This is a genomic window from Cryobacterium sp. TMT1-2-1, assembly GCF_004403955.1.
In the GTDB taxonomy this organism is placed as follows: domain Bacteria; phylum Actinomycetota; class Actinomycetes; order Actinomycetales; family Microbacteriaceae; genus Cryobacterium; species Cryobacterium psychrotolerans.
In genome coordinates, this window is record NZ_SOHC01000071.1 from 72,312 (window position 1) to 84,586 (window position 12,275).

The window sequence follows — 12,275 nt, forward strand, 5'->3', positions numbered from 1 at the left end:
TGCTGGCCTACTTGTCGAAGGCGGCGAGCTGGTCGATCGCCGACGCGGCGGCCTCCACATTGCGGATGCCGGCCTCCGTGGCCGCGAACGGAAGGATGACGTAGCGCTTGTTCTTCACCGCGTCGAGGCCCTGGGTGGCCGGGCTCGACTCGAGGGTGGCGATCTTGGACGCCGCCGTGTTCCAGGTGGCGTCCACGAGCACGATCACGTCCGGGTTGGCCTCGACGACGGATTCCCAGCCGACCGAGGTCCAGGTGTCGTGCACGTCGCCGAAGATGTTCGCCAGCCCGGCCGCGTCCATGATCATGGCGGGAGAGCCGATTCCGGCGCCGACGTACGGGGTGTCCGTTCCGCTCGAGTACCAGAGCGCCGTCGTGGTGCCGGAAGCGGGCTCGAGCGCGGCCAGCTCGGCCTTCTGATCGGAGACCAGCGCGGCGGCGGCATCCGCGGCGCCGAACAGGGCGCCGGCCTCGGTGATCTCGTCGAAGACGCTCTCGAAGGTGAGCGGGTCGGGCATGTGCTCAGCGGCCTTGCACGCGGCCGGGGAGACGTAGCTGCCGATGCCGAGGTCGGCCAGTCGGTCGCGCTCGCCGACGCCGTCGGCCGAGAAGTTCGACTCCCAGCCGCCGTAGATGAAGTCGGGGGTGAGTCCCAGAACGGCCTCCTGGCCGGGCAGGAAGTCGCTGATGACGTTGAGCGCCTTGCCGGCGGGCGCCAGGGCGGGCGGCAGCGGGCCGTCGAGGAAGGCCGAGCCGACGATGTTGTCGCCGAGGCCGAGGGCGAGCAGGAGCTCGGTGGTCGACGACTTGATCGTGACGATGCGCTCCGGCGCCTTCTGCACGGTCACCGTGGTGCCGCAATTGTCGATGCTGACCGGGAAGTCGGCCGTCGCGCTCGCGCTCGGGGCGGTGCCGGCCGGTTGCCCGGCGCAGCCGGCCAGCAGCAGGGTCGAGGCGGCGATGGCCAGCGCGCCGAGGTGCAGGGTTTTGCGGTTCATGGGGAGCCTCACGGGAGGGGGTCCGGCCCGGCGCTTGCGCGAGCGCGGGATGGGACAGGAATGGCAGGGGAATCCGAGGGTGCTCGGCGACCTGCGGCCCAAATCCAAGGCAGCTCGACCGGTCAGAGCCAACCGGCGGTCTGCTTCGAGCTTAACGCGCGCACCGAACACGTGCTGCCGCATCGGACGACTGTCGCCGATGCGCCGGCGACAATTGTCCGAATGGGCACAAGTTGGCCCCGCGTTGGGTGCTAGGTCCATCTCGTTTCGAGGGAGTGGGCACCCGGTCCCGGCGGCCGGGCCGCGATCGCGATCGCCCTGGCGATGGGGGCGACGTCGCCCTCGATGGCCGCCGCCGTCACCCGGATGAACGACCCCGGGCGGTCCGAGGCGGAGTCCGAGGCGAGGAACGACGAGCCGCCGGCGACCCGGATGCCCGCGGCCGCGAGCTGCACGATCGCGTCCCGTTCGTCCGGCACCGCCAGCCAGGTGTTGATCCCGTCGGCCTGGTGCACGCCGAGGCCGAACTCGTTCAGGGCGTCGGCGAGTGCCTTCTGCCGGGCGAAGTAGATGCGTCTGGCCTCGCTGACCTGGGCGATGCTCTCCCCGTTGGTGAGGAGTTCGAACAGGATCGTTTGCAGCATCCGGCTGGTCCAGCCCGGCCCCAGCATGCGGCGGGCGACGATCCGGTCGACGAGTCGGGCCGGCCCGCCGAGCGCGGCGATGCGCAGGTCGGGGCCGTGGGACTTCGAGTAGCTGCGCACGTGCAGCACGCGCCCGGGCAGCCACCGGCCGAGGCTGACATCCGGTGCGATGCTGATCTCGCCCGAGTGGTCGTCCTCGATCACGATCGTGTGGGCGGCGGCCTCGCTTCCCGCGAGCAGGCCCGCCAGTTCCTCCGCGCGCTCGGCCGTCATCGACGCTCCGGTGGGGTTCTGCGCGCGGGGCTGCAGGATGACGGCGGCCGGGGAAAGCTCGAGCGCGGCCGCGAAGGCGGCGGGTTCGATCCCGTGCTCGTCGACGGGGACCGGGATCCGTTCGACGCCGAGCTGGTCGAGCAGGTCGAAGAACGGCGGGAAACCGGGATCCTCCACGATCACGCGGTCGCCGAACCGGGTGACCTGGTCGAGGCTGCGCGAGATCGCGTCGAGGGCGCCGTCGACGACGGTGATCGACTCGGCCGGGAACGGCCAGGACTCGATCAGAACGGCGAGCAGCTCCGGGATGACCGGGAAGTCCTGGTAACTCGGCGTCACGGCGCGCTGGGAGACCCGCGAGAGCGCCGGGCCCAGGGCCGGCAGCAGGAGCGGGTCGGGGGTGCCGCGGGACAGGTCGACCCGGGTGGCCTGCTGGTGGCCGGCCATCGACTGGCTCCGGGCCGGCAGCCACTGCGGCGCCTGCTCGAGCACGAAGGTGCCGCTCCGTCCCCGCGAGGCGATCAGGCCGATCCCGGACAGCGCCTGCCAGGCGTGGCTGATCGTGGCCGGGCTCACCCCGAGTTCGCTGGCGAACTGGCGCACCGTGGGCAGGCGGTCGCCCGGCGCGAGCTGCCCGGTGCGGATCATCCGGCCGATCGCCGCCGCGATCCCGGCCGGCGTGCGCCGCTCGATCTCGTCGATAAAGATTTGCATTCTTCTCTTGCCCCTGCCTGGTTTCGACGACAGGATGATTAACGCGTGCGACACACTCGGAAACACAACTGAAATGTTTACATCGAATAATAACAAATACGGACAACGCAGTCCGAAAAAGTTTCGATCTGGACAGGCTCACCGCGAAATTCTGGAGGCACCATGACCGTTGTTCGGGCAGCAATCACCCAGACCACCTGGACGGGTGACGAGGAATCGATGATCGTCAGGCACGAGGAATTCGTGCGAACCGCGGCCAAACAGGGCGTGCAGGTGATCTGTTTCCAGGAGCTGTTCCACGGTCCGTACTTCGGCATCGTGCAGGACTCGAAGTACTACGGCTACGCGCACCCGGTGCCCGGCCCGCTGGTCGAACGGTTCCAGAAGCTCGCTGCCGAGCACAAGATGGTCATCGTCCTCCCGGTCTACGAGGAGGAGCAGCCCGGCGTGCTCTACAACACGGCCGCCGTGATCGACGCCGACGGCACGTACCTCGGCAAGTACCGCAAGCACCACATCCCGAACCTCCCGCAGTTCTGGGAGAAGTTCTACTTCCGCCCCGGCAACGGCGACTACCCCGTCTTCGACACGATGGTCGGCAGGATCGGCGTGTACATCTGTTACGACCGCCACTTCCCCGAGGGCTGGCGCGCGCTGGGCCTGAACGGCGCCGAAATCGTCTTCAACCCCTCCGCCACCAAGCCGGGCCTGTCCAACCGGCTCTGGGAGCTCGAGCAGCCGGCAGCGGCCGCCGCGAACCAGTACTACGTCGGCGCGAACAACCGCATCGGCACCGAAACGAAGGAGTTCGGCGACGACGCCGTGACCTTCTACGGCAGCTCCTACTTCGTCGACCCGCGCGGAAACTACGTCGGCGAGGTGGCCTCCACCGACACGGAGGAGATCGTCATCCGCGACCTCGACCTCGGGCTGATCCGCGAGGTGCGCAACTCGTGGCAGTTCTACCGCGACCGCCGCCCGGACTCCTACGGACCGATCACCGCACCCTGACCGCGGGTTCCACCAAGAGGAGCAAGAGATGACGACAACCCTCATCACCGGCGGCACCGTCGTGACGGCGACCGGCCGGTCGAAGGCAGATGTGCTGATCGACGGCGAGACCATCGTCGCCGTGCTGGAGCCCGGATCCCGCCTGCTCGGGACCGACCTTCCCGCGAGCGTCGACCGGGTGATCGACGCGACCGGGAAGTATGTCATCCCCGGCGGCATCGACGCGCACACGCACATGGAACTGCCCTTCGGCGGCACGGCGGCGTCCGACACGTTCGAAACCGGCACCCGGGCGGCGGCGTGGGGCGGGACGACCACGATCATCGACTTCGCGGTGCAGACCTACGGCCAGCGGGTCTTCGACGGCCTGGCCACCTGGCACCAGAAGGCGGCCGGGAACTGCGCGATCGACTATGCGTTCCACCAGATCATCGGCGACGTCAACGCCGACTCCCTGCAGGCCATGGACGGCCTGCTCGCCGAGGGCGTGTCGAGCTTCAAGCTCTTCATGGCCTACCCCGGCGTCTTCTACTCCGATGACGCGCAGATCCTGCGCGCCATGCAGAAGTCCGCCGACACCGGCCTGATCACCATGATGCACGCCGAGAACGGGCCGGCGATCGACGTGCTCGTGGAGCAGCTGCTCGCCCAGGGCAAGACCGACCCGTACTACCACGGCGTAGCCCGGGCCTGGCAGATGGAAGAGGAGGCCACGCACCGCGCGATCATGATCGCGAACCTCACCGGCGCTCCCCTTTACGTCGTGCACGTGAGCGCCAGGCAGGCCGTCGAGCAGCTCGCCGCGGCCCGCGACAACGGCCAGAACGTGTTCGGGGAGACCTGCCCGCAGTACCTCTACCTCTCGCTCGAAGAGAACCTCGGGGCGCCGGGCTTCGAGGGGGCGAAGTGGGTGTGTTCCACGCCGCTGCGGTCCCGGGCCGAGGGGCACCAGGACCACATGTGGCAGAGCCTGCGCACCAACGACATCCAGATGGTCTCCACCGACCACTGCCCGTTCTGCATGAAGGGCCAGAAGGACCTCGGCCTCGGCAACTTCTCCAAGATCCCCAACGGCATCGGCTCGGTCGAGCACCGGATGGACCTGCTCTACCAGGGGGTCGTCAACGGGCGCATCACCCTGGAGCGCTGGGTGGAGATCACCTCGACGACCCCGGCGCGGATGTTCGGCCTCTACGGCAAGAAGGGCGTCATCCAGCCCGGCGCCGACGGCGACATCGTCATCTACGACCCCAACGGCCACACGTCGATCGGCTACGAAAAGACCCACCACATGAACATGGACCACTCCGCCTGGGAGGGCTACGAAATCGACGGCCACGTCGACACCGTGCTCTCCCGCGGCAAGGTCGTCATCGACCACAACGAATACCTCGGCGCCAAGGGTGACGGCCAGTTCGTCAAGCGCGGCCTGAGCCAGTACCTGATCTAGGCGGGAAACAGATGGATTTCGGAGCAGTTCTGCAGACCAACCCGCCGTCCGCCCGGACGGTGCAGCTGGCCAAGCTCGCCGAGGCGCATGGCTTCAGCCACGTCTGGACGTTCGACTCGCACCTGCTCTGGCAGGAGCCCTACGTGATCTACAGCCGGATCCTCGCCGAGACCGACAAGATCATCGTCGGGCCCATGGTCACCAATCCAGGCACGCGGGACTGGACGGTGACCGCGTCGACCTACGCGACGCTCAACGAGATGTACGGCAACCGCACCATCTGCGGCATCGGCCGCGGCGACTCGGCCGTGCGGGTGATCAACGGCGAACCCACCACGCTGAAGACGCTCCGCGAGTCGATCCACGTCATCCGCGAGCTGGCGAACTCGCGCTCGGTCGAATACAACGGCGCCACCCTGCAGTTCCCGTGGAGCCGCGGCTCGAGCCTCGACGTGTGGGTGGCGGCCTACGGCCCGCTGGCCCTCAAGCTCGCCGGCGAGGTGGGCGACGGCTTCATCCTGCAGATGGCCGACCTCGACGTGGCCGCCTGGATGATCAAGACCGTCCGGGATGCCGCGGCGAACGTCGGCCGGGACCCGCTGTCGATCAAATTCTGCGTCGCGGCGCCGATGTACATCGGCGAGGACTGGGACCACATGCGCAACCAGTGCCGCTGGTTCGGCGGGATGGTCGGCAATCACGTCGCCGACATCGTCGCGAAGTACGGCACCGACTCGCACGTCCCGAAGGCACTGACGGACTACATCGCCGGCCGCCAGGACTACGACTACAACCTGCACGGACGCCCCGGCAACGTGCACGCCGACTTCGTGCCGGACGAGATCGTGGACCGGTTCTGCCTGCTCGGCACGGCCAGGGACCACATCGAGAAGCTCGAGGCGCTCCGGGAGATCGGCGTTGACCAGTTCGCCGGCTACCTCCAGCACGACAACAAAGAAGAAACGATGCGCGTCTACGGGGAGACCGTGATCACGGCCATGGCCGACCACATCGTGGCCAAGGCATGACCCGAACGGCACCGCCGGCCCAGCCTGCCGCAGCGGGGAAGACCCGGGCCCCGCGCGGCCAGGCGCGCCGCGGGCAGGTGCAGCTGCGGCGCATCGTCACCGGGGCGCTCGGCCTCGTCGTGCTCGCCGCCCTGTGGGAGCTCTACAAACTGCTCGGCCCGGCGGACGGGGTCGTCGTGGGCGGCACGACCCTGCTGCCGCGCACCAGCGACCTCGCCATGCCGCACCTCTGGGTGATGGCCGAGCGGGTTCTCGAACCGGTCACCGGCGCGGCCGCAGCCCTGCCGCTCTGGCTCGTCGTGCTGCAGGGATCGATGTTCACGCTCGGGATCGCGGCGGTCGGCTGGCTCGTCGGGGTCACCGTCGGCCTGCTGCTCGCGCTGCTCATGCAACGCTTCCGGCTCGCCGAATCGGCGGTCCTGCCCTGGATCGTGCTCAGCCAGACCGTGCCGCTGATCGCCCTCGCCCCGCTGGTCCGGCGCTGGGGGTCGCAGATCGAGATCGGCGACTTCAGCTGGGAAAGCTGGATGTCGGTCGCCCTGATCGCGTCCTACCTCGCGTTCTTCCCGGTGTCGGTCGGCGCGCTCCGCGGCCTCGCCTCCCCGGACGCCAACCACGTCGACCTCATGCACTGCTACGCCGCGGGCTGGTGGAAGACGCTCTGGCGGCTCCGGCTGCCGGCGAGCGTCGGCTACCTGCTGCCCGCCCTGCGGCTGGCCGCGGCCAGTGCCGTCATCGGCACCGTGGTCGCCGAGGTGTCGATCGGGCTGCGCGGCGGAATCGGGCGCCTGATCGTCGAGTACGCCGGTGCGGCCGGCGGCGACCCGGGCAAACCGTGGGCGCCCATCTTCGGATCCATCGCCGTCGGCCTCCTGGCCGCCGGTTTCGTGGGCCTCATCGGCCTGTTCCTTCGTCGTTTCCGCAGGGGAGAGGTCGCAGCATGATCATGGAGTCCTCCCCGGGCGGCCGCGCCCCCGCCGTCGACGTGGGCGGCGTCAGCCGTGTCTTCACCGGCCGGAAGGGCGCATCCGTCACCGCCCTCGACGACGTGAGCCTCACCGTCGCGCCCGGCGAATTCGTCTCGCTGATCGGCCCGAGCGGCTGCGGCAAGAGCACGCTCCTGCGGCTGATCGCCGACCTCGACACCCCGACGGCCGGCAGCATCCGGGTCTTCGGCAAGCCGGCCAGGCAGGCGCGGATCGACCAGGACTACGGCATCGCCTTCCAGCAGGCCGGCCTGCTGCCCTGGCGCACGGTGGCCGGCAACATCGAGCTCCCGCTCGAACTGCACGGGGCCGGCAAGGCGGCCCGGCGGGCGCGGGCGGCCGAACTGATCGAACTCGTCGGGCTGTCCGACTTCGCCGACAACTACCCGGACCAGCTCTCCGGCGGCATGCAGCAGCGAGTGGCGATCGCCCGCGCGCTGGCCGAAAGCCCCAGCCTGCTGCTGATGGATGAACCCTTCGGCGCGCTCGACGAGATGACCCGCGAGCGGATGCAGAACGAGCTCGTGCGGATCTGCGGCGAAACCAGTGCAGCCGTCGTCTTCGTCACGCACTCCATCCCGGAGGCCGTGTTCCTCTCCGACCGGGTCGTGGTCATGTCGCCGCGGCCCGGACGCATCCGCGACGTGCTCGGCGTCGGCCTCGGCGACACGGCCGAGCGCGGCGAGAACCTGCGCGAGGACGAGGCGTTCTTCCACGCCGTGAGCCAGGTGCGCGAGCTGCTGCACGGCGAGGCGCCCACCGGCGCGCGCGGGGTCGAGACACGATGAACCAGGGGCAGCCGGGCGGGGCCGGATTCGTGCGCACGGCGCTGCCGCCGGTCGTGTTCGGCGTCGCCGCCCTCCTGCTTTGGCAGTGGGCGGTCGTGGCGTTCGAGATCAAGGCGTTCATCCTGCCCGGGCCCTTCCTGATCGGCGAGGAGTTCGCCGCCAACCTGCAGAACGTCATCAACGGCATGGTCGTCACCGGCCGCAACGCCCTGATCGGCCTGCTGGTCGGCGCGGTGCTCGGCATCCTGGCCGCGATCATCGCGGCGCTCGTTCCCGTGTCCGACGAGATGGGCGCCCCGATCGTGGCATCGATCTCCGTGGTGCCGATCGTGGCGCTCGCCCCCGTGCTGTACACGATGTTCGGCGCCGGCGCCGAAACGGCCCGCCAGATCGTCGCCGGGCTCGCGGTGTTCGTGCCGGTGTACTTCAACACCCTCAAGGGGCTCCGCCAGGTGCGACCGGTGCACCGCGACCTGATGCGCTCGTACGCGGCATCCAGTTGGCAGGCGACGAAGACCGTCACCCTGCCGACGGCCACGCCCTACGTCTTCACGGGCCTGCGGATCGCGTCCTCGCTCGCGGTGATCTCCGCCCTGATCGCCGAGTACTTCGGCGGCCCGGTCGGCGGCCTCGGCAAGTCGATCACCTCCTCGGCCTCGAGCAGCAATTACGGGCTGGCCTGGGCCTACGTGCTCGGGTCGATCCTGCTCGGTCTCCTGTTCTATTCCGCCGCGCTCGCCCTCGAGAAGCTGGTCAGCCGCCGCAGCACCGGCTAGGTGTCCGGCCGCCAGGCGGCCGGTCGTTCCCATCCCCACCCTGAGTAGTCACAGCGAAACCGGAGGAAATCATGAAACACAGCACACGATGGCTCGGCACGTTCGGCGCCATGGCCGCAGCCAGCGCCCTTGTCCTCACCGGATGCACCACCGGTGGCGACGGCGGCACCGATGGGGCGACGGATGGCGCAGGCGAGCTCACGCCGGTCACCCTCCAGCTCCAGTGGGTCGCCCAGGCCCAGTTCGCCGGCTACTACGCCGCGGTCGACCAGGGCTTCTACGAGGACGAGGGCCTCGACGTCACCATCACCGAGGGCGCGGCGGACATCGTTCCGCAGGACGTGCTCGCCTCCGGCGACGCCGACTTCGCCATCTCCTGGGTGCCCAAGGTGCTCGGCTCGATCGAGCAGGGTGCCAACATCACCAACGTCGCGCAGATCTTCGAGCGCTCCGCCACCACCCAGATCTCCTTCAAGGACGCCGGCATCGAGTCGGCCGCCGACCTCAAGGGCAAGAACGTGGGCAGCTGGGGCTACGGCAACGAGTGGGAGCTCTTCGCCGGCATGCAGAAGGCCGGCGTCGAGGTGGGCGACATCAAGCTCATCCAGCAGGCGTTCGACATGAACGGCTTCCTCTCCGGCGACATCGACGCCGCGCAGGCGATGACCTACAACGAGTACGCGCAGGTGCTCGAGACGAAGAACCCGAAGACCGGCGAGCTCTACCAGCCCGAAGACCTCAACGTCATCGACTGGAACGAGGAAGGCACCGCCATGCTGCAGGATGCCATCTGGGCCAACGCCGACCTGCTCGAGTCCGACAAGGACTACGCCGAGACCACGGTGAAGTTCATCAAGGCCTCGATCCGGGGCTGGATCTTCGCCGCTGAGAACGCCGAGGACGCCGCGGGAATCGTGACGGCCGCGGGATCCCAGCTCGGCCAGAGCCACCAGCTCTGGATGACCAACGAGGTCAACAAGCTGATCTGGCCGTCCACCAACGGCATCGGCATCATCGATGAAGGCGCCTGGCAGAACACCGTCGACATCGCGATGAACACCAAGAATGAGACCGGCGCGACCATCATCACCTCCGACCCGCCCAAGACCGCCTGGTCGAACACGTACGTTCAGCAGGCGCTCGACGAACTGGAGAAAGATGGAGTCGACGTCAAGGGCGAGGGCTTCAAGCCCCTCACCGTCACCCTGAAGGAGGGCGGCGCCTAACACCGTCCCCCGCCGGGTGGCCCACTTCGGGCCACCCGGCCACCCCCGCACCGCCAACCCCCGCACCCCCGACCAGGATTCACAGAAGGAAAGCGATACCCGTGACTGACACCGTTGACCGCACCACCGGACCCGGCGCCACCGGACCCGGAATGAATGAGCGCACGAGCGAACTCGACCGCGCTTTCGTCTTCCACTCCTGGTCGGCGCAGGCCGCACTCAAGCCGCTCGTCATCGCCGGGGGGCTCGGCAGCCGCGTCTGGGACCACGACGGGCGCAGCTACCTGGATTTCTCGAGCCAGCTGGTCAACGTCAACATCGGCCACCAGCATCCGGCCGTCGTCAGGGCAATCATCGAACAGGCGAGCACCCTCACGACGATCGCCCCGTCGACCGCGAACCTCGCCCGTGGCGAGGCTGCCCGGCGCATCGTCGACCGCGCCCCCGAGGGCTTCAGCAAGGTCTTCTTCACCAACGGCGGCGCGGATGCCAACGAGAACGCCATGCGGATGGCCCGGCTGCACACCGGTCGCGACAAGGTGCTCTCGACCTACCGCTCGTACCACGGCAACACCGGCGCGGCGATCGTGGCCACCGGAGACTGGCGCCGCATCCCGAACGAATTCGCGCGGAGCCACGTGCACTTTTTCGGCCCGTATCTCTACCGCAGCGAGTTCTGGGCTGCCACACCCGAGCAGGAGTCGGAGCGGGCGCTGCGCCACCTCGAGCGGGTCATCCAGAGCGAAGGTCCCAGCTCGATCGCCGCCGTGCTCCTGGAGACGATCCCCGGCACGGCCGGCGTGATGCCGCCGCCGCCCGGCTACCTCGCCGGGGTGCGCGAACTCTGCGACCGCTACGGCATCATGCTCATCCTGGACGAGGTCATGTGCGGCTTCGGGCGCACCGGGCGCTGGTTCGCGTTCGACGGCTACGACGTCGTGCCCGACCTGATCACCTTCGCCAAGGGCGTCAACTCCGGTTACGTGCCCACCGGCGGTGTGATCATCCCTGATTCCATCGCCCGTGACTGGGACACCAACGTCTTCCCGGGCGGGTTGACCTACAGCGGTCACCCGCTGGCGATGGCGTCCATCGTGGCCGCGCTCGACGCGATGGAGGACGAGGGCATCGTGGAGAACGCGGCCCGGATCGGCCGCGATGTGCTGGCGCCGGGGCTTGCCGAGTTGCAGGCGAAGCACCCGGTCATCGGCGAGGTGCGCGGTGAGGGTGTGTTCTGGGCGCTCGAACTCGTCGCCGACCGGGAGACCCGGGAGCCGCTCAACGGCGCGGTGATGGGGCGGATCAAGGCGGAGCTGCTCGGCCGGGGCCTGCTGCCGTTCCTCGCGGACAACCGCATCCACGTCGTGCCGCCTTGCGTGGTGACCGATGACGAGGTCGCCGAGGCCCTGGCCGTCTACGACGAGGTGCTCGGCCTCGACCTGCTCAACTGATCGGTGGTCGAGCTTGTCGAGACCCTGATCTCGACAAGCTCGATCACCGCGGCTCGATCACCGCGACACCCGCAAACCACAACACCGACAGAATCGACAGATGACAATGAACGCTATTCCCACAATCAGCCACTGGATCGACGGGGCCGCCGCCGCCGGCACCTCGACCCGCACCGCGCCGGTGTTCAACCCGGCCACGGGCCAGGTCGCCAAAAACGTGAGCCTGGCCAGCACGGCCGACGTCGACGTCGCGATTGCGTCGGCCCTGGCCGCTTTCCCGGCCTGGCGTGACACCTCGCAGGCCAAGCGCCAGAGCATCATGTTCAATTTCCGTGAGCTGCTCAACGCCCGGAAGGGCGAGCTGGCCGACATCCTCACCGCCGAGCACGGCAAGGTGAGCGCGGATGCGCTCGGCGAGATCACGAGGGGCCTGGAGGTTGTCGAGTTCGCGCTCGGGATGCCGCACCTGATGAAGGGCGACTACTCGGAGAACGTGTCGACGGGTGTTGACGTGTACACGCTCAAGCAGGCCCTCGGTGTGGTGGGCATCATCAGCCCGTTCAATTTCCCGGCGATGGTGCCGCTGTGGTACTTCCCGATCGCGATCGCGGCCGGGAACACGGTCGTGCTCAAGCCCAGCGAGAAGGACCCGTCGGCGTCGAACTGGATGGCCGCCCTGTTCACCGAGGCGGGCCTGCCCGACGGTGTTTTGAACGTCGTGCACGGCGACAAGGAGGCCGTCGACGCTCTGCTGGTGAACCCCGCCGTGCAGGCGATTTCGTTCGTCGGGTCGACCCCGATCGCGAAGTACATCTACGAGACCGCGGCGCTCCACGGCAAGCGGGTGCAGGCCCTCGGCGGGGCGAAGAACCACATGCTGGTGCTGCCGGACGCGGACCTGGACCTCGCCGCGGACGCGGCGGTCAACGCC

The 12,275-nt window shown here is 68.7% G+C and carries 11 protein-coding genes; 9 read left to right on the forward strand and 2 right to left on the reverse strand.

Going from position 1 to position 12,275, the window contains the following annotated elements:
* Positions 1-7: 7 nt before the first annotated feature.
* Positions 8-997, reverse strand: a complete 990-nt coding sequence (locus tag E3T33_RS13355) for a putative F420-0 ABC transporter substrate-binding protein (protein WP_092323995.1) — start codon at positions 995-997, stop codon at positions 8-10.
* A 251-nt stretch (positions 998-1,248) separates the two neighbouring features.
* Positions 1,249-2,628 carry an aminotransferase class I/II-fold pyridoxal phosphate-dependent enzyme gene (locus E3T33_RS13360; protein WP_092323993.1) on the reverse strand — a complete coding sequence of 460 codons (1,380 nt, stop codon included), beginning with the start codon at positions 2,626-2,628 and terminating at the stop codon, positions 1,249-1,251.
* Between the two features lie 162 nt (positions 2,629-2,790).
* On the opposite strand from E3T33_RS13360, the gene E3T33_RS13365 reads away from it, so the two are divergent.
* The 9 genes from E3T33_RS13365 to E3T33_RS13405 form a co-directional block, all read left to right on the forward strand.
* Positions 2,791-3,639 (forward strand): nitrilase-related carbon-nitrogen hydrolase, encoded by an 849-nt coding sequence (locus tag E3T33_RS13365; RefSeq protein WP_092323992.1) that lies wholly within the window; start codon positions 2,791-2,793, stop codon positions 3,637-3,639.
* A gap of 28 nt (positions 3,640-3,667) precedes the next feature.
* A complete protein-coding gene (hydA, locus tag E3T33_RS13370; RefSeq protein WP_092323990.1) occupies positions 3,668-5,089 on the forward strand; it encodes a dihydropyrimidinase in 1,422 nt (473 codons plus the stop codon).
* An 11-nt stretch (positions 5,090-5,100) separates the two neighbouring features.
* Complete coding sequence (locus E3T33_RS13375; RefSeq protein ID WP_134575499.1) at positions 5,101-6,117, forward strand: TIGR03842 family LLM class F420-dependent oxidoreductase; 1,017 nt, start codon at positions 5,101-5,103, stop codon at positions 6,115-6,117.
* A complete protein-coding gene (locus E3T33_RS13380) occupies positions 6,114-7,061 on the forward strand; it encodes an ABC transporter permease subunit (RefSeq protein ID WP_092323987.1) in 948 nt (315 codons plus the stop codon). Before E3T33_RS13375 ends, E3T33_RS13380 begins: the two co-directional genes overlap by 4 nt.
* On the forward strand, positions 7,058-7,891 hold the full coding sequence (locus tag E3T33_RS13385) for an ABC transporter ATP-binding protein (protein WP_092323986.1): 834 nt from the start codon (positions 7,058-7,060) through the stop codon (positions 7,889-7,891). The genes E3T33_RS13380 and E3T33_RS13385 overlap by 4 nt, the downstream gene beginning before the upstream one ends.
* The gene (locus E3T33_RS13390) at positions 7,888-8,667 is read left to right on the forward strand and encodes an ABC transporter permease subunit (protein ID WP_092323984.1); all 780 of its coding nucleotides are present in this window, start codon (positions 7,888-7,890) and stop codon (positions 8,665-8,667) included. The genes E3T33_RS13385 and E3T33_RS13390 overlap by 4 nt, the downstream gene beginning before the upstream one ends.
* A 71-nt stretch (positions 8,668-8,738) precedes the next feature.
* Positions 8,739-9,893, forward strand: coding sequence for an ABC transporter substrate-binding protein (locus E3T33_RS13395; protein ID WP_092323983.1), 1,155 nt, complete (start codon positions 8,739-8,741; stop codon positions 9,891-9,893).
* A 152-nt stretch (positions 9,894-10,045) separates the two neighbouring features.
* The gene (locus E3T33_RS13400; protein WP_092324103.1) at positions 10,046-11,344 is read left to right on the forward strand and encodes an aspartate aminotransferase family protein; all 1,299 of its coding nucleotides are present in this window, start codon (positions 10,046-10,048) and stop codon (positions 11,342-11,344) included.
* A 100-nt stretch (positions 11,345-11,444) separates the two neighbouring features.
* On the forward strand, positions 11,445-12,275 hold an 831-nt coding region (locus E3T33_RS13405; protein ID WP_198417271.1), incomplete at its 3' end, for an aldehyde dehydrogenase family protein.